Origin of the sequence: Microbacterium meiriae, assembly GCF_032364335.1 — a bacterium.
In the GTDB taxonomy this organism is placed as follows: Bacteria; Actinomycetota; Actinomycetes; order Actinomycetales; family Microbacteriaceae; genus Microbacterium; species Microbacterium meiriae.
The window spans coordinates 356,141-373,558 of sequence record NZ_CP133984.1 but is presented as its reverse complement, the minus strand read 5'-3'; the positions used below and the strand labels follow the sequence as shown (position 1 = coordinate 373,558).

The following is a 17,418-nucleotide window of genomic DNA, read 5'->3' as shown; positions in this document are numbered from 1 at the left end:
CGGGGCGCTGGGCGTCCACTCGGGGCGCTGGGCGTCCACTCGGGGCGCTGGGCGTCCACTCTGGGTCGCTGAGCCTGTCGAAGCGAGATGATCAGCCGACGAGGTCGTTCAGCAGGCCGATCGCCTGGTCCCAGGCCCCCTGCGTGTCGGTCTCACCGCGGTCGAGTGCGCTCAGCGCCGGGCCGAAGACGTTCTCCTGGATCACCGAGTCGTCGGCGCCCTTGAACTGCGCGACGACGCCCTTGGCACGCTCGGCGAGGATGGCGCCGGTCGGCGCGTCGTTGAAGAACGCGTTGGGCGTGGCTTCATCGGCGAGGGACTCCTGCGCCTTGATGGTCGAGGGGAAGTTGCCCGCGGCGGCGGACTGCTTCACCTGCTGCTCGGGCTGCGTCAGCCAGTCGGCGAGCTCGGCCGCGGCCTCCTTGTGCTCCGAGGACTCCGGGATCGACAGGAACGCGCCGCCCCAGTTGGCCGCGCCGCCGGGGAACACGTCCGCGAAGTCCCAGCCGGTCGACGCGTCGCCGCCGCCGGCCTCGACCTGACCCTGCACGACGCCGAGCATCCAGCCGGGGCAGACGAAGGTGGCGAAGGTGCCGTCGACGAATGACTTGCCGCCGTTCCAGTCCCACGCGGTCTGCGCTGCGGACTGACCGCCCTCGGTCGCGGCGCCGAGGAGCTCGAAGCGCTCCTGGAGCTCGTCGTTGCCCTCGACGTTCAGCTCACCGTCGGCGGTGTAGTAGCCCTCGTCGAGCTGGTTCACCATGGCGTTCCAGACGAAGCCGGAGTGGTCGTACCAGGCCTTGCCGGTCTTCTCGGTGTAGTCGGCACCGACCTGGAAGTAGTTCTCCCAGTCGCCGTTGAGCAGTTCGGCGACGGACTCGCGGTCGCTGGGCAGGCCGGCGGCCTCGAACGCGGCGCCGTTGTAGCAGATGCCGCTCGGGCCGATGTCGGTGCCGTAGCCGATGACGCGGCCGTCGGCGTCGGTGGCCTGACCGTACTTCCAGTCGACCCAGTCGTCCTTGCGGTCCTCGATGCCGTAGTCGCGCAGGTCGACGAAGGTGTCGGAGACGTCCATGATGGCGCCGAGCCAGCCCTCCTCGATCGCGACGATGTCGCTGAGGCCGGAGCCGGCGGCGATCTTGGTGAAGGCGTCGGTGCGGGCGTTGCCGCCGGTGTCGATGTTGGTGGCCTCGATCGTCACGTTCGGGTGCGCCTTCTCGTACTCCTCGTAGAGGTCGTCGTAGCCGAAGGTGCCGAAGGTGGTAACGGTCAGTGTGACCTTCTCGTCGGCGCTGCCGCCGGTGTCGCCGTCGCCGCCGGTGCTGCCGGAGCAGCCGGCCAGGGCGAGAGCGGAGACGGATGCCACGGCGGCTGTCGCCAGGATCCGGGTGCGGGCACGTGAGTTCACGGTTCACTCCTTTGTGGGTTCGTGCGGTGGTGGTGCGTGGGTGAGTCGTGGGAGCGCTCCCACGAACTTCCGTGAACTCTATGGGAGCGCTCCCACGATGTCAAGGGTGCCGGGTGCCCGCCGGTCCCCGTTCACAACTCAGGAGAATCGGGATCCGATGCCGCCGTTCGACCGCTATCGGCCCGGAGCCCGCGGATTCTCCGGAGTTGTGAACGCGGCGTACCCTTGTCCGGTGCCCGAAGCCACCCTCTCCCCCGCCCTCACCCGCGCCGAATCCCTGATCCGCAGCATCCCGGACTACCCGGAGCCCGGCATCATCTTCCGCGACATCACGCCGCTCCTCGCCGACGCCGAGGCCCTCCGCGTGACGACCGAGGCGATCATCGAGCCCTTTGCGGGGCAGTTCGACGTGGTGGCCGGCATCGAGGCTCGCGGCTTCATCCTCGCCGGGGCGGCCGCCGTCGCCGCAGGCGTCGGACTGATCCCGATCCGCAAGGCCGGCAAGCTCCCCCGGCCCGCGGCGTCCGTCGACTACGCCCTGGAGTACGGCACCGCGACCATCGAGATGCACGACGATCTGCCGGCAGGCTCGCGTGTTCTCCTCATCGACGACGTCCTCGCGACCGGGGGCACCCTGGCCGCCGGTCGCCAGCTCGTCGAGCGCCTCGGCAGCCACGTCGCCGGCATCTCGGTGCTCTTCGAGATCGACGGCCTCGGCGGCCGCGAGGCGATCGGCGACCTCCACACCGTCTTCCACTCCTGACCCCCTCTGACGCCGAGACCCCGGTTTCCCGCCGACACCCCGGTGTAGCGGCGGGCGCAGGGCGGGGTCTGGACGGGAGCCCGGGGTCTCAGCGGAGCATCGGCGAGCCGGTAGACTGAAACCGCCCGTCCGCCCGCGACTCTTGGAGCCGTCATGCCCACCATCGTCGTCGACGTCATGCCCAAGCCCGAACTGCTCGACCCGCAGGGCAAGGCCGTCTCCGGCGCCTTCGCCCGCCTCGGCGTCGAGGGCTTCACCGACGTCCGCATCGGCAAGCGCTTCGAGCTCACGGTCGAGGGCGAGGTCACCGACGAGGTCCTCGCCGAGGCCCGTCGCCTCGCCGACGAGGTCCTGTCGAACTCCGTGATCGAAGACGTCGTGGGCGTCGAGGTGGCGGAGTGACCGTCCGCATCGGCGTCGTCACCTTCCCCGGCTCGCTGGACGACGTCGACGCGCAGCGCGCCGTCCGCATCGCGGGAGCCGAGCCGGTCGCCCTGTGGCACGGCTCGCACGACCTCGAGGGCGTCGACGCCCTCGTCCTCCCCGGCGGTTTCAGCTACGGCGACTACCTGCGCGCCGGCGCCATCGCCGCGCTCTCGCCCATCATGAGCGAGGTCAAGGACGCTGCCGCGAAGGGCATGCCCGTCCTCGGCATCTGCAACGGCTTCCAGATGCTCGTCGAGGCGCACCTGCTCCCCGGCGGCCTGATCCGCAACGGGCACCAGCACTTCGTCCGCCGCGACCAGAAGCTCACGGTCGAGAACGCCGACACCGCGTGGACCAACGCCTTCCGCACCGGCCAGGAGATCATCATCCCGCTGAAGAACGCGGACGGCGGCTACATCGCCGACGAGCAGACGCTCGATCGCATCGAGGGCGAGGGTCTCGTGGCGTTCCGCTATGCCGGCGTGAACCCGAACGGCTCCCTGCGCGACATCGCGGGGCTGACGAACGAGGCCGGCAACGTCGTGGGACTGATGCCGCACCCCGAGCACGCCACGGAGCCCGGTTTCGGTCCGGACACCGCCGTCGCGATGCGCAGCGGCGTGGACGGTCTCGACTTCTTCACGAGCGCGATCGCCGCCGTCGCCCGCGTCGCCGCCTGACCTCTCCGTCGACCCACCCCTCTGCGTGCGTCCCACCCCTTTGCGGGCGCACTGAAGAGGCCGGGCCGACCGCAAGAGGCCGGGTCGACGGACGAGGTCAGGGGAGACGGAAGGGGTTGTCGCCCACGGCCGCGAGCAGGTACCAGGCCGTCGTGCCGGTGTGCAGACTCGCGTAGTAGAGGTCGCCGAAGCCGGAGTCGAGTCCGTCGGTCGAAGTCGCCACGATGCCCTTGCCGTCGCCGTTCGCCGCGTCGCGCTGCACCAGTCGGATGTCGGCCAGCAGCTCCTCCGCGCGCGCCTGGTCACCAGGGGCCCCGCGTTCCTGCAGCGCGAGGGCGAGGTGTCCGCTCCCCTCGAACCAGACCTTGGACACGTCCACGTCACTGATCGACGGGCCTCGGTAGGGACCGTCCTGGGCCACGAGGTGCGCGAGCGTCCAGTCGACGGCCGCTCCGTACCGGGCGTCCCCGGTGCCGAGGAGGCTCCACGTCTGCGCGTCGAGCGGGATCGGGCGGGTGTTGATCGTGCTGCCGTCCAGCAGTGTCCCGGTGTCCACGTGCCCGTCGGCGCTCTGCATCGCCGCGACGAAGCCTGCGGCCACCGCCGCCCGCTCCGCCCACACCGCGTCGCCCGTGAGCTGGGCGAGCTGCGTGAAGAACCCGGCGATGTCGCTGTTGTGCTCGGTGGACTTCCACTCCAGCGGCACCCCGGCATCGGTCTGCCCACCGGTGTAGCCGTAGGGCGCGCGGGTCATGTCGGCGGTGTTGTCCTGGATCCACTCCGCGATGCGCACCGCGCCGTCGAGATACCGCGTCTCGCCGGTGGCGTGGAAGAGGCGGGCGAGCGCCATGCCCACCCAGGCCTGATTGCCGGTGAAGGTGCCCGGCCCCGTGATCTCCATGCGCCCCTGGCGGATGCCGTGCGGCTCGTACGAGGTGCGGACGCGGCCGTCGCCGATGGGGTCGTTCTCCTGCACGAAGAGGAGGGTGTCCGCGACAGCTTGCGCGCGGCGCAGGTCGTCCGGCAGACCGCGGGCGGTGTAGGCGATGACGACAAGGGCGTCGTCGTAGACGAAGGAGGGCGTGAAGTCCCAGGACGGCGTGGTGAAGAATCCGCCCTCGTAGCTGCGCGGCAGGCACCGGCCCTCGCCGTCGCAGAACTCGTCGACCCGGGCGTCGAGGAACTCGTAGGCGAGCGCGACCGAAGCGGCGGGGTCGTTCACCGGGTCAGCCGGGGGCTGCACGCGCGCGCCGAACGCATCGGACACGGCGGGGGCGGCACCGACGAGCACGGCGCCGACGACGAGGGCGGCGACGACCACCCAGGGCGCGGATCGGCGGGCGGAAGCGGACATCACGACCTCTCGACGGCAGGACCCCCGGGGGACATGCCGCGAGCGACACGGGGGGATGTTCGCAACCCTGTCATGACAGGAGGCGCGGGGGGAAGTGCCTTTCGGCCATATACGCGTGTACCAAAGCGACCGGATGCGTGCAAGGCGTTTGCCGGACACGGGGACCGACGCGCACGATGGTCCTCCCGTCCCCGACCTCCCGGAAAGGACACCCCATGTCCCGCGACCAGTACACCTTCACCAACCCGGTCGAGCTCTACGCCGACATCCAGCCGCAGAAGCAGCACATGCGCGAGCCCGGTCTCGACGCGGACCTCACCCCGAAGGCCGACCTCGGCGAGGAGTCGTACCGCGGCACCGGACGACTGACCGGACGCAAGGCGCTCATCACAGGCGGCGACTCGGGCATCGGCGCGGCCACCGCCATCGCGTTCGCTCGCGAGGGGGCCGACGTCGCGATCTCCTACCTCCCCGAAGAGGAGGAGGACGCGAGCCGCATCGCCGGGATTCTCCGCGAGGCGGGTGCCACCGTGGCCACCATCCCCGGTGACCTGCGCGACCCGGAGTACTGCCGCACCCTCGTGGCCGAGGCCGTCGCAGCGCTCGGCGGACTCGACATCCTCGTCAACAACGGCGGCAAGCAGGTCTTCCAGGAGTCCCTCACCGACGTGACGGACGAGCAGTTCGACGACACGTTCAAGACCAACGTGTACGCGATGTTCTGGATCACGAAGGCCGCCCTGCCGCACCTCCCCGCGGGGTCGACGATCATCAACACGACCTCCATCCAGGCCTACTCGCCGTCGGACATCCTCGTCGACTACGCGTCGACCAAGTCGACCATCAACGCGTTCACGAAGGGCCTCGCCCAGCAGCTCGCGCCGAAGGGCATCCGCGTGAACGCCGTGGCGCCCGGACCGATCTGGACCCCGCTGCAGCCGAGTGACGGGCAGCCGCAGGAGAAGATCGACCAGTTCGGCCAGGACACGCCTCTGGGCCGGATGGGTCAGCCCGCCGAACTCGCTCCCGCGTACGTCTTCCTCGCCTCTCCGGAGTCGAGCTACGTCCTCGGCGAGACCCTGAACGTCAACGGCGGCATGCCCACGCCCTGACTCTCATCCCCTGTCGACCCACCCCCTTCCGTTCCTCCCGGCCCCTTCCGGCCGTCCGCAAGGGGGTGGGTCGGACGGAAAGGGGTGGGTCGGCGGAGAGGGCACAAGGGATCACCGAACCGTTTCGATACCTGTGGTGGCGGGACTGTAAGCGTTTGCAGTAGCCTGATCGCATGGCACAGCTCGAACAGATCGCAGCCCCCGGTTCCGAGTGGTGGCGCAGCGCCGTCATCTACCAGATCTACCCCCGCTCCTTCGCGGACGCGTCGGGCGACGGCATCGGCGACCTCCCCGGCATCACGAGTCGCCTCGACTCGCTGCAGGAGCTCGGCGTCGACGCGATCTGGCTCAGCCCGTTCATGACGAGCCCGCAGCGCGACGCCGGCTACGACGTGGCCGACTACCGCGACGTCGACCCGCTGTTCGGCACGCTCGCCGACTTCGACCTCATGCTCGCCGAGGCCCACGCCCGCGACATCCGCGTGATCGTCGACCTCGTCCCGAACCACTCGTCCGACCAGCACCCCTGGTTCCAGGAGGCGCTCAAGGCCGCGCCGGGCAGCCCGGAGCGCGCACGCTACATCTTCCGCGACGGCCGCGGTGAGAACGGCGAACTGCCCCCGAACAACTGGGAGTCGGTGTTCGGCGGCGGCATGTGGCAGCGTGTCACCGAGGCCGACGGCACGCCGGGTCAGTGGTACCTGCACATCTTCGACGCCACGCAGCCCGACTTCGACTGGAACAACGAGGAGGTGCAGGAGGAGTTCCGCTCGATCCTGCGCTTCTGGCTCGACCGCGGTGTCGACGGCTTCCGGGTCGATGTGGCCCACGGCATGATCAAGACCGAGGGGCTTCCCGACTACACGCCGCCGACCGACGCGGACTCCATGGGCGGCGGCGAGTCGAACGTGCCGTACTGGGGCCAGGACGGCGTGCACGAGATCTACCGCGACTGGCACAAGGTGCTCGCCGAATACGACGGCGACCGTGCCCTGTGCGGCGAGGCCTGGATGCCGACGCTGAAGGAGACCGCGCTCTGGGTGCGTCCGGACGAGATGCACCAGACCTTCAACTTCCCGTACCTGATGACGGCGTGGGACGCGAAGGCGCTCGGCGACGTGATCCGTGAGTCGCTGGACGCCTTCGGCGCGGTCGGTGCACCGAGCACCTGGGTGCTGTCGAACCACGACGTCGTGCGGCACGCCACGCGCCTGGCGCTCACGATCGACAACCCGCAGGGCGAGGGCATCGGCCCGAACACCCCGGACAAGCCGGACACGGCCATCGGCCTCGCCCGCGCCCGCGCGGCCACCACGCTGATGCTCGCGCTCCCCGGCTCCGCCTATCTCTACCAGGGTGAAGAGCTCGGACTGCCCGAGGCCATGGAGATCCCGGACGAGTACCGTCAGGACCCGACCTGGTTCCGCACGAACGGCGAGCGCTACGGCCGCGATGGCTGCCGTGTGCCGCTGCCGTGGGAGGCGGAGGCCCCGGCGTTCGGCTTCAACGACACCGGACTCTCGTGGCTCCCGCAGCCCGCGGACTGGGCGGCCTACGCCCGGGACGTCGAGGAGGTCGACCCGGCGTCGACCCTGGCCCTGTACAAGCGCCTGCTCGCCGGTCGTCGCGAGTTCGGATTCGGCACCGGGTCGCTGGTGTGGGAGGACGCCGACCCCGACGCCGTGGCCTTCCGTCGCGGTGAGGTCCACGTGCTGGCGAACCTCGGCACGGCTCCGCTCGACCTTCCGGAAGGCGCGGTCGTCCTGCTCCGCAGCCAGCCTTTCGACGGCGCCCAGGTCCCGGTCGACACCGCCGTCTGGTACACCACGGCCTGACACCGCGGCGCCCGTGGCGCGCTCCACCCGGGGCGCGGCACGGGCGTCTCCGATCCGAAGGAACCACGATGGCGAGCATCGACGAGGTCGCCCGGCTCGCCGGCGTCTCCACCGCGACGGTCTCGCGCGCGCTGAGCGGCCGCGGGCACGTGTCGGAGTCCGCGCGCGAGCGCGTGCAGGCCGCCGCCGCCTCGCTCGGATACGTGGTCTCCTCCCGCGCCTCGAGCCTCGCGTCGGGGCGCACCCGCAACATCGGAGTCGTGGTGCCGTTCCTCGACCGCTGGTTCTTCAGCACCGTGCTGTCCGGGGTCTCCGCGGCCCTGATGCGGGCCGGCTACGACATCACGCTCTACAACATCACCGCCGACAAGGACGTGCGCCGCCACGTGTTCGACACGTTCCTGCGCCGCCAGCGTGTCGACGCCGTGATCGCCGTGTCCATCGAGCTGGACGAGGACGAGACCCAGCAGCTCCTCGACCTCGGCCTACCCGTCATCGCGATCGGCGGCCCCAATCCGAAGCTCGACACGCTCACGGTCGACGACGTCGCCGTGGCGCAGCTCGCGACGGAGCACCTGCTCGGCCTCGGCCACACCGAGATCGCCCACATCGGCGCGAACCCCGAGTTCGACATCGACTTCCACATCCCCACGAACCGACGACTCGGGTTCGAGCGGGCACTGGCCACGGCCGGCATCCCCCTGAACCCCGCGTTCCTGGAGCCCGCGGACTTCACGGTGGAGGGCGGCTACCGCGCCGCGAAGCAGCTCCTCGGGCGTCCGGGGCCGCGTCCCACCGCGGTGTTCGCCGCGTCGGACGAGATGGCGATCGGGGCGCTCCTCGCCGCGCGCGACCTCGGCTTCGCGGTGCCGGGGGACCTGTCCATCGTGGGCATCGACGGCCATGAGCTCGGCGAGTTCTTCCGCCTCACCACGGTCGACCAGTTCCCGCTCGGACAGGGCGAACGGGCGGCCGACGCGGTCCTCGCGAAGCTCACCGACCCGGAAGCCGTGCGCCCGCCCGCCGCCCTTCCGTACGAGCTCAACGTCCGCGGCACGACCGCCCGGCTCGTCTGAGCCGGGCGGCGTTCACAACTCAGGAGTACGGCACGCGGAGACCGCGGTTTTGGCCCTGACGGGCGCAGGTGCGCCGGTTCTCCTGAGTTGTGAACGCGTCGAGCTCAGCACTCTGCGGTCGCGTCCCGCCAGGTGCGGTAGCCGCCGTCGAGATTGCGCACCTCGCGCCCGTGCTGCCGCAGCAGCCGGGTGGCGATGTGCCCCCGGAGACCGACCTGGCAGTGCACCACGAGGGGCCCGTCCGGCAGCTCGTCGAGGCGGTCACGCAGCTCGTCGAGCGGGATGTTCCGCGCGCCGGGGATGGCGCCGTTCGCATGCTCGCCCGCGGAGCGGACGTCGATGAGGGCTGCGCCCGCCTGCAGGGCGTCGTCGAGCTCGTGCCACTGGAGGGTCGGCGTGGTGCCGCTGCGGGTGTTCTCGGCCACGTAGCCGAGGATGTTCACGGCATCCTTCGCGGAGCCGAACTGCGGGGCATACGCGAGCTCGAGGTGCGCGAGACCGGCGGCCGTGACGCCCGCCTGCAGCGCCGTCGCGATGACGTCGATCCGCTTGTCCACGCCGTCACGACCCACGATCTGCGCCCCGAGGATGCGGTCGGTGGCGGGGTCGGCAAGGAGCTTCATCGAGAGGGTCTCCGCGCCCGGGTAGTAGCCGGCGTGCGACGCCGGATGCACATGCACGGCGTAGAAGTCGCGGCCCGCGGCACGGAGCTGCTTCTCGCTCCATCCGGTCTTCGCGGCGGCCAGGCCGAACACCTGCACGATGCCGGTGCCGAGCGCGGGGCGCGCTGACTCCTCCCGCCCCGCGATGACGTCGGCGACCATCCGGCCGTGGCGGTTGGCGAGACCGGCCATGGTCACGAGTGCCGCACCACCGCCGATGAGGTCGGCCTTCTCGACGCCGTCGCCGACCGCGAAGACGTCGGGCGCACTGGTGCGGCAGGCCTCGTCGACGGCGATTCCGCCGGTCTCGCCAAGACGGATCCCGGCGGTGCGGGCGAGTCCGACCTCGGGCACGACCCCGGAGGCGTCGACGAGGAACTCCGCAGGGAGGGTGGCACCGTCGCTCAGGGTCACGGAATCCGCGGCCGTGGCCACGACCTCGACGCCGAGTCGCACGTCGACTCCGCGGCGCCGGACCTCGGCCGCGAGGGGCGCGGCCATCTCCGGATCCAGCGGCCCGAGCAGCTGGGCACCGCGCTGCACCAGGGTCACCGCGGCGCCCCGGGCGACGAGGTTCTCGACGGCCTCGAGTCCCGTGTATCCGCCGCCGACGACGACCACCGGCAGTCCGGGGCGGAGGGCGGCCTCGATCGCATCGGCCTCCGCCACGGTCCGCAGGCTCCGCGCGGGGAGGGCTCCGGTCGGCTCGTCGCCGCGGGGCCGGGCACCGGTGGCGAGCACGAGGCGGTCGTACGGGTGGGTGCTCCGACGGCCGCTGTCGAGATCGACGACCTCGACCGTCTTGCGCGCGGTGTCGATGCCGACGACGTCGTGACGGACGCGGACGTCCAGCCGGAAGCGGCGGTGCAGCGGCTCCGGGGTCTGCAGCAGGAGGGCGTCGCGCTCCTCGATCACGCCGCCCACGTAGTAGGGCAGACCACAGTTGGCGTAGGAGACCTCGGGCCCGCGCTCGAAGACGACGATGTCCGCGGACTCGGCGAGCCGCCGGAGCCGGGTCGCCGCCGACATGCCGCCGGCGACCCCGCCGACGATGACGACGCGGAGCGGCGCGCTCATCGGCCGAACAGCCGGGCCAGGAGACCGCTCTTGGCCTCGTCCTTCGGATGGCCCGCGCACCAGTCCGATGCCGGCACGGTGCGGCGGACGGCATCGACGTGCTGACCGCACCCCGCCCAGGTGGTCTTCCCGCAGGTACGGCAACGGACTGCTCGACACATGTGTTCTCTCCTCACTCGATACCCCGGTGGGTATGCAGACACTATACCCCCGGGGGTATAGTGGAGCGCACAGCCGGCCTTCAGGGAGTGACCATGACCACCGTCGACATCGACACGCAGCGCAAGATCGCCAACCGCCTCAAGCGCGCACAGGGACAGCTCGGCGCCGTGATCGCCGCGGTCGAGAGCGGCGGTGACTGCCGGGCCGTCGTCACGCAGCTCGCCGCCGTGACCTCCGCCCTCGACAAGGCGGGGTTCCAGATCATCGCCTCCGCCATGAAGACCTGCCTCGAGGACCCCGCGCAGGACGACGCCGTCCCCCTCCCCGACCTGGAGAAGCTCTTCCTCACCCTCGCCTGAACGCAACCCGGCCCCTTGCGTGCGCCCCGGCCCGTTGCGGACGATCGCAACGGGCCGGGGCGCACGCAAGGGGCCGGGTCGGCAAAGAGGGGGTCAGGGGACGAGGAGACCCGCGGTCGCGGTGCGGGCCGTCTCGAAGCGGCGCTGCACGTCGGGCCAGTTCACGAGGTTCCAGAACGCCTTGACGTAGTCCGCCCGCACGTTCAGGTAGTCGAGGTAGTAGGCGTGCTCCCACACGTCGAGCTGCAGCAGCGGGATGACGCCGAGCGGCGCGTTGCCCTGCTGGTCGAAGAGCTGGAAGATCACCGGGCGGGCCCCCACCGAGTCCCAGGCGAGCACGGCCCACCCGGAGCCCTGCACGCCGAGGGCCGTCGCGGTGAAGTGCGCGCGGAAGCCGTCGATCGACCCGAAGGAGTCCGCCAGGGCCGCCGAGAGCTCGCCCTCCGGAGCCCCGCCGCCCTCCGGCGAGAGGTTCTGCCAGAACACGGAGTGGTTGATGTGGCCGCCGAGGTTGAACGCGAGGTCCTTCTCGAGCTTGTTCACCGCTCCGAGGTCGCCGCTGTCCCGGGCCGCCGCGAGCTGCTCCAGCGCCGTGTTCGCGCCGGTCACGTAGGCCTGGTGGTGCTTGGAGTGGTGGAGCTCCATGATCTTGCCGGAGATGTGCGGCTCCAGCGCGGAGTAGTCGTAGGGCAGCTCGGGGAGCGTGTACGGAGTGGACATGGTTGTTCCTTTCGTGACGGGGTCAGAGGGCGGTGTCGTGGGACAGGGCGTGGAATCGGCGGTCGATGTAGACGAGCGGGCGGGCGGGGCGGCCCGCGAGCACCTCGAGCACCTCGGCGATCACCACGGTCGACGAGCCGACGGGCACGGTCTGGATCGCTCGGCAGCGCAGTGCGACCCTGGCCTCCGCCAGGTGCGGCTCCCCGGTCGGCAGCGTCGTCCAGCCCTGCTCGGGCGTGAAGCGCTCGGAACCGCTCACCGCGAAGCTCTGGGCGAGCGCGGAGTGCTCGTCGTCGATGAGATGCACGACGAAGGTCTCCGCGCCGAGGATGGCCCCGGCGCTTCCGGTCGCCCTGGTCACCGAGAACACGATGGCCGCCGGATCGACCGCGACCGACGACACGCTCGACGCCGTGAGGCCGACGGGGCCGTCCGGGCCCTGCGCCGTGATGATGGCGACACCGGCGGGGTGGGTGCGGAACGCCGCCTTGAGCCCCTCGCCGACCGGCGTGGGCACCGGAGCGGCGGGGTGCGGGGTGGTGTGCGGGTCGCGGGTCATCGGGTGCTCTCCTCGAGAGGGATGGGGGTGGGGGTCGCGTGAGCGCGCATGGCCGCGCGGTCGATGAGCTTCGTGCGCTCCCGGCCGCGGACGGCTCCGGCGCGGCGCTCGGCCGCGTCGATGCGCAACCAACCCTCCCAGTCCACCACGCCGGGGAGGTCCAGGGGCGGGTCCCGGTCGATGCGGGCGGACGGAGTGGCAGCGAGGTCCTCGACGAGATGCTGCACGGTCTGCGCGGCGTCGGACTTGGTCGAGCCGATGAGTCCGATCGGCCCGCGCTTGATCCAGCCGGTGGCGTAGAGGCGAGGGACGGGCGCGCCGTCGGCATCGAGCACCCGCCCCTCCGCATTCGGCACGACGCCCCGCGCCGCGTCGAACGGCACACCGGGCACGGGCGAGGAGAGGTAGCCGATCGCCCGGTAGACGGCGCCGACCTCGTAGCGCACGAGCTCGCCGGTGCCGACCATGCGGCCGAGCGGATCGGACGCGGTGCGCTCGAACTCGATGCCCTCCACGCGGTCCGCACCGAGGACGCGGACGGGTCGATGCCGGAAGTGCAGGTGGATGCGCCGGGAGGCCCCGGCGGACGGACGCTGCGCCCACTCCGTGAGGGTGCGCACGATGATGCGGCGCTGGGAGAACTGCTCCAGCATGCGGGCGGCATGGTCGTCGAGCTCGAGATCGGCGGGGTCGACGATCACCTCCACGTCGTGCTGCTCGCCCAGCTCGCGCAGCTCCAGGGCCGAGAAGCGCACATCGGCCGGACCGCGGCGGGCGAAGAGGTGCACGTCGCGGATCCGACTCGCGGCGAGCGCGTCGAGGATGTGGTCGGGGGTGTCGGTCGACTCCAGCGCCGCGGCGTGCTTCGCGAGGATGCGCGTGACGTCGAGCGCGACGTTGCCTGCGCCGAGCACGGCCACGGACTCCGCCTCCAGACCCCAGCCCTGGGCGACGTCGGGGTGCGCGTCGTACCAGGCCACGAACTCCGCGGCGCCGTACGATCCGGGAAGGTCGGCTCCCGGCACGTCGAACGTCACGTCACGGTCGGCTCCGGTCGCAATGACGACGCCGTCGTACGCCCGGCGGAGCTCGTCGACCGTCACATCGACGCCGACCTCGACGTTGCCGCGCAGCCGGATGCCGGGCTGGAGGAGTACGTCGTGCAGCGCATCGATGATCTTGCGGATGCGCGGGTGGTCGGGGGCGACGCCGTAGCGGACGAGGCCGTACGGGGCGGGAAGCTTCTCGTACAGGTCGATGGCCGCCTCCGGCACCTGCGCCCGGAGGAGGTCGGCGGCGTAGATGCCCGCGGGCCCCGCGCCGACGATGGCGATGCGCGGGGTCACTCGTGCACCTCCTGCGGCGGAAGTGCGGCGATGAGGGGGTGGTCGTGCCGGATGAGTCCGGTGCGGGCGGCGCCGCCGGGCGAGCCGATCTCGTCGAAGAACTCGACGTTGGCCTTGTAGTAGTCCTGCCACTCGTCGGGGAGGTCGTCCTCGTAGTAGATCGCCTCGACGGGGCACACCGGCTCGCACGCTCCGCAGTCCACGCACTCGTCGGGGTGGATGTAGAGCGACCGTTCGCCCTCGTAGATGCAGTCGACGGGGCACTCGTCGATGCAGGCCTTGTCCTTGAGGTCGACGCACGGCAGCGCGATCACGTACGTCATCGCGACTTCTTCTCTGTCCCACTCACGCCCTCCACCGTAAAACCTCAAGTGCACTTGAGGTCAATCGAGGCGCCGAGACCCCGGCCTCGCGCCGAGACCCCGCCTGCGCCGCGCGGACACGACGGGGTCTCGGCGGGGAAGCGGGGTCTCGGGATCAGGACGGGGAGATCTCGAAGGGGGCGGGGAGGAGGTGCTCCTCGCGGGAGCTGGGGCCGACGAGGAGCGTGAAGGCACCGGGCTCCACGGTGCGGACGCCGGCGGCGGTCACGATCGCGCAGTCCGCGACGGGGACCTCGATCCGCACGCGGGCGCTCTCCCCCGGCGCGAGGTCGACCTGCCGGAAGGACTTCAGTTCACGGTCGGTCCAGCTCACGCTCGTCACCTCGTCCCGCACGTAGGCCTGCACGGTCTCGCGGACGGGCCGGTCTCCCGTGTTCGTCACGGTCACGTGCCCCACCACGGTGTCGCCGAGGCGCAGCTCCGTCTGCTCCAGCTCCAGGTCCGCGTACGCCACGGTCGTGTACGACCGGCCCTCGCCGAAGGCCCACGCGGGCGCCTGGATGAGGTCGGCGTAGCGGTCGCCGTGCTGGCCGCGGATCTGGTTGTAGTAGGTCGGCTGCTGTCCGACGTGCCGCGCGAACGAGATCGGCAGCCGGCCCGAGGGCTCCACGGCACCCGTGACGATGTCGGCGAACGCCCGTCCGCCCTGCATGCCCGGGTTGGCCGCCCACACGACGGCCGCCGCGCGCTGCACCGAAGACGGGAGCACGAGAGGCTTGGACGCCAGCAGCACCACGACGACGGGCTTCCCGGTCTCGATGAGCGCATCGAGCAGGGCGTTCTGACCGCCGATGAGCTCCAGCGTGGCCGTGGACCGTCCCTCGCCCACGAGCTCGATGCGATCGCCCACCACCGCGACCACGACGTCCGCGGCCTCGGCGGCGGCCACCGCCTCCGCGATCAGCGCGGGATCCGGAGGGCACGGCTGCACCACGGGAGGACGCGGCTGGTTGTCCGGGAAGTGCGTGCCGCGGGGGTCGTCGGCGAGCGTGAGGATGTCGGCGCCGCGCGTGTGCGTGACCGTCCACGCGCCCACCGTGCGGAGGCCGTCGAGCACGGTCGTGATCATCTCGCGGGGCTGTCCGTCGAGCCAGCCCGCCTGGCCCGAGCCGCCCGCCCAGTCGCCGAGCTGCGTCTGCGCGTCGTCCGCGAGCGGCCCGGTCACCGCCACCCGCAGCGGCTCCGCAGGGTCCAGCGGCAGCAGGCCGTCGTTCTCGAGGAGCACGAGCGAGCGGCGCGCGATCTCGAGGTTGAGCTCCGCATGCGCGGCGCTGCCGACCACGGCGGACACGTCGTCGCGGGGCAGCCGGGGGTCTTCGAAGAGTCCGAGCTCGAACTTCAGCGTGAGGATGCGGGAGACCGCGTCGTCGAACGCGTCCTCCGGCAGCAGCCCCCTGGCGACCGCGTCCAGCGCCCCCTCGAAGAACCCGGGCGTGGTCATCACCATGTCGTTCCCTGCGCGCACCGCGGCGGCCGCCGCATGCGTGAGGTCGGGCTGCACCCGCTGCTCCCACACCATCCGGCCTACGTTGTCCCAGTCGGTGATGAGCGTGCCGGTGTAGCCCCACTCGCCACGGAGCACGTCGCTGAGCAGCCACTCGTTCAGCGTGATGGGCACCCCGTCCGTCGTCTGGTAGCCGAGCATGAACGTCCGGCAGCCCTCGCGGGCGACCCGCTCGAACGGCGGCAGGAACCAGGAGCGCAGCTTGCGCGGGGAGATGTCCGCCTCGCTGGCGTCGCGTCCACCCTGCGTTTCCGAGTAGCCGGCGAAGTGCTTGGCCGTGGCGAGGATCGCGGTGGGGTCGTCGAGCCCGTCACCCTGATAGCCGCGCACCATGGCCGAAGCCAGCTCCCCGATGAGGAACGGGTCCTCCCCGAAGGTCTCCCCCACCCGCCCCCAGCGCAGGTCGCGGGCGATGCAGAGCACCGGCGAGAACGTCCAGTGGATGCCGGTGACGGCGACCTCCTCGGCCGTCGCCCGCGCCACACGCTCGACGAGCGCCGGGTCCCACGAGGCCGCCATGCCGAGCTGCGTCGGGTAGATCGTGCCCCCAGGGAAGAAGGAGTGACCGTGGATGCAGTCCTCGCCCACGAGCAGCGGGATGCCGAGTCGGGTCTGCGCGACCAGGACGGCAGCCCGCCGCAGACGCTCGTCCGAGGCGTGCAGGATCGAGCCCGCGTGCCGCCGGAGCACGTGGTCGTCGATGTCGTCGCGAGCGTCGAGCTGGAGCATCTGCCCGACCTTCTCCTCGAGCGTCATGCGACTGAGGAGGTCGGCCACGCGTTCGCGGATGGTGAGGTCGGGGTCCTGGTAGGGCAGTGCGGTGGTCAGGGTCTGAGAGGTCATCACTTCGCGTTCTGGTTCGTGTGCGGTGTCGCGGTGTTCGAGGAGTCGGTGGTGCCGGAAGCGCCCGGCGAAGTCGCCGACGATACGGGATCGGGGCTCTTCTCCGGCAGGGGCACGCTGCGGACGGCCGTGACGGCGTCGTTCACGTTGAGCCCCTTCTTCTTCATCGCCCTGGCTCGCTCACCCGCCGAGCGCAGGCGCGGGTTGACGTACTCGTCGATGCCGAAGTTGATGAGCGAGAGCGCGACGCCGATGATCGCGATGCAGAGCCCGGCCGGCACGTACCACCACCACAGACGCGGGAAGGCGCCGTTCTGCTGCGCCCAGAACAGGATGGTCCCCCAGTTCAGGTTGCTGACAGGGATCACCCCGATGAAGGCCAGAGTCGTGAGGCCGAGGATGGCCGCGGTCACGGTGCCGACGAAGCTCGAGGCGATGAGCGCCATGAGGTTCGGGAGCATCTCGACCGTGATGATGCGGCGCAGCGGCTCGCCGTTCGCGCGCGCGGCCTGGATGAAGTCGCGGTTGCGCAGCGACATGGTCTGCGCCCGCAGCACGCGGGCGCCCCACGCCCACCCGGTGAGCCCGAGCACCGCGGCGATCACGATCAGCGGCGGGTTCTCGAACTGCGAGGCGATGATGATGATGAGCGGGATGCCGGGGATCACCAGGAACACGTTCGTCAGCGCCGACAGCGATTCGCTCTTCCAGCCGCGCACGTAGCCGGCGATCACACCGATCGTGATCGCGATGATCGTGGCGATGAAGGCCGCGAGGAAGCCGACGACGATCACCCCGCGGGTGCCGTAGATGATCTGGCTCAGCACGTCTTCGCCCATGTGCGTCGTGCCCAGCCAGTGCTCCCAGGAGGGCGGCTGACGCAGCGCCGTGCGGTCCTTCTGGGTCGGTCCGTACGGGGCGATCCACGGGGCGAGGATCGCGATGAGCACGAACACCCCGAGGATGAGGAGCCCGGCGATCGACTTGGGATTGCGGAACATCGCGAACGCCTGCGCGAGCTGCGACCAGAACGTCTTGCGCGGCGGCGCTCCCGCCGGCGGGGTGCGCAGTGTCGCGGTCTCGGGCATGCCGGAGACGACGGCCGATCCGTCGGGCGCTGTCGTCGCTGCGGTGGTGGGAACGGTCATG

The 17,418-nt window shown here is 71.1% G+C and carries 17 protein-coding genes; 7 read left to right on the top strand and 10 right to left on the bottom strand.

Features of this window, described 5'->3' with window-relative positions; all coding sequences use genetic code 11:
- Nucleotides 1–91: 91 nt before the first annotated feature.
- A complete protein-coding gene (locus RI211_RS01750; RefSeq protein WP_315638031.1) occupies nt 92–1,408 on the bottom strand; it encodes an ABC transporter substrate-binding protein in 1,317 nt (438 codons plus the stop codon).
- Nucleotides 1,409–1,640: 232 nt separating this feature from the next.
- On the opposite strand from RI211_RS01750, the gene RI211_RS01745 reads away from it, so the two are divergent.
- The 3 genes from RI211_RS01745 to purQ all read left to right on the top strand — a co-directional run bounded on the left by RI211_RS01745 (nt 1,641) and on the right by purQ (nt 3,277).
- The gene (locus RI211_RS01745; RefSeq protein ID WP_315638030.1) at nt 1,641–2,171 is read left to right on the top strand and encodes an adenine phosphoribosyltransferase; all 531 of its coding nucleotides are present in this window, start codon (nt 1,641–1,643) and stop codon (nt 2,169–2,171) included.
- Nucleotides 2,172–2,324: 153 nt separating this feature from the next.
- Nucleotides 2,325–2,573 carry a phosphoribosylformylglycinamidine synthase subunit PurS gene (purS, locus tag RI211_RS01740; protein ID WP_050304938.1) on the top strand — a complete coding sequence of 83 codons (249 nt, stop codon included), beginning with the start codon at nt 2,325–2,327 and terminating at the stop codon, nt 2,571–2,573.
- Complete coding sequence (gene purQ / locus RI211_RS01735) at nt 2,570–3,277, top strand: phosphoribosylformylglycinamidine synthase subunit PurQ (protein WP_187663069.1); 708 nt, start codon at nt 2,570–2,572, stop codon at nt 3,275–3,277. Before purS ends, purQ begins: the two co-directional genes overlap by 4 nt.
- 97 nt (nt 3,278–3,374) lie before the next feature.
- On the opposite strand, the gene RI211_RS01730 is transcribed toward purQ, so the two are convergent.
- Complete coding sequence (locus RI211_RS01730; protein ID WP_315638029.1) at nt 3,375–4,631, bottom strand: YyaL domain-containing protein; 1,257 nt, start codon at nt 4,629–4,631, stop codon at nt 3,375–3,377.
- 215 nt (nt 4,632–4,846) lie between these two features.
- Here RI211_RS01730 and RI211_RS01725 point away from each other — a divergent pair, with 215 nt between their 5' ends.
- The 3 genes from RI211_RS01725 (at nt 4,847) to RI211_RS01715 (ending at nt 8,654) form a co-directional block, all read left to right on the top strand.
- Nucleotides 4,847–5,743 carry an SDR family oxidoreductase gene (locus RI211_RS01725; protein WP_101847638.1) on the top strand — a complete coding sequence of 299 codons (897 nt, stop codon included), beginning with the start codon at nt 4,847–4,849 and terminating at the stop codon, nt 5,741–5,743.
- Between the two features lie 173 nt (nt 5,744–5,916).
- Nucleotides 5,917–7,578 (top strand): glycoside hydrolase family 13 protein, encoded by a 1,662-nt coding sequence (locus RI211_RS01720; protein WP_315638028.1) that lies wholly within the window; start codon nt 5,917–5,919, stop codon nt 7,576–7,578.
- A 68-nt stretch (nt 7,579–7,646) separates the two neighbouring features.
- A complete protein-coding gene (locus RI211_RS01715) occupies nt 7,647–8,654 on the top strand; it encodes a LacI family DNA-binding transcriptional regulator (RefSeq protein ID WP_187663066.1) in 1,008 nt (335 codons plus the stop codon).
- A 104-nt stretch (nt 8,655–8,758) separates the two neighbouring features.
- Here RI211_RS01715 and RI211_RS01710 read toward each other — a convergent pair whose 3' ends face one another.
- Both RI211_RS01710 and RI211_RS01705 read right to left on the bottom strand, forming a co-directional pair.
- On the bottom strand, nt 8,759–10,393 hold the full coding sequence (locus RI211_RS01710) for an FAD-dependent oxidoreductase (protein ID WP_315638027.1): 1,635 nt from the start codon (nt 10,391–10,393) through the stop codon (nt 8,759–8,761).
- Complete coding sequence (locus RI211_RS01705; protein WP_315638026.1) at nt 10,390–10,554, bottom strand: DUF8730 family Cys-rich protein; 165 nt, start codon at nt 10,552–10,554, stop codon at nt 10,390–10,392. The genes RI211_RS01710 and RI211_RS01705 overlap by 4 nt, the downstream gene beginning before the upstream one ends.
- Nucleotides 10,555–10,647: 93 nt before the next feature.
- Between RI211_RS01705 and RI211_RS01700 the strand changes: the two genes are divergently transcribed.
- Nucleotides 10,648–10,914, top strand: a complete 267-nt coding sequence (locus tag RI211_RS01700) for a metal-sensitive transcriptional regulator (protein ID WP_187663064.1) — start codon at nt 10,648–10,650, stop codon at nt 10,912–10,914.
- A gap of 93 nt (nt 10,915–11,007) precedes the next feature.
- Here the strand turns inward: RI211_RS01700 and RI211_RS01695 are convergent, their stop codons facing one another.
- The 6 genes from RI211_RS01695 to RI211_RS01670 form a co-directional block, all read right to left on the bottom strand.
- On the bottom strand, nt 11,008–11,634 hold the full coding sequence (locus RI211_RS01695) for a superoxide dismutase (RefSeq protein ID WP_025103993.1): 627 nt from the start codon (nt 11,632–11,634) through the stop codon (nt 11,008–11,010).
- Between the two features lie 22 nt (nt 11,635–11,656).
- Nucleotides 11,657–12,193, bottom strand: coding sequence for a flavin reductase family protein (locus RI211_RS01690; RefSeq protein ID WP_187663063.1), 537 nt, complete (start codon nt 12,191–12,193; stop codon nt 11,657–11,659).
- A complete protein-coding gene (locus RI211_RS01685; RefSeq protein WP_315638149.1) occupies nt 12,190–13,539 on the bottom strand; it encodes an FAD-dependent oxidoreductase in 1,350 nt (449 codons plus the stop codon). Before RI211_RS01685 ends, RI211_RS01690 begins: the two co-directional genes overlap by 4 nt.
- Nucleotides 13,536–13,862 carry a ferredoxin gene (gene fdxA / locus RI211_RS01680; protein ID WP_025103996.1) on the bottom strand — a complete coding sequence of 109 codons (327 nt, stop codon included), beginning with the start codon at nt 13,860–13,862 and terminating at the stop codon, nt 13,536–13,538. Before fdxA ends, RI211_RS01685 begins: the two co-directional genes overlap by 4 nt.
- Before the next feature lie 154 nt (nt 13,863–14,016).
- On the bottom strand, nt 14,017–16,269 hold the full coding sequence (locus RI211_RS01675; RefSeq protein WP_315638150.1) for an exo-beta-d-1,3/1,6-glucosidase: 2,253 nt from the start codon (nt 16,267–16,269) through the stop codon (nt 14,017–14,019).
- Nucleotides 16,269–17,417, bottom strand: coding sequence for an ABC transporter permease (locus tag RI211_RS01670; RefSeq protein WP_315638151.1), 1,149 nt, complete (start codon nt 17,415–17,417; stop codon nt 16,269–16,271). The genes RI211_RS01675 and RI211_RS01670 overlap by 1 nt, the downstream gene beginning before the upstream one ends.
- Between the last annotated feature and the right edge of the window lies 1 nt (nt 17,418).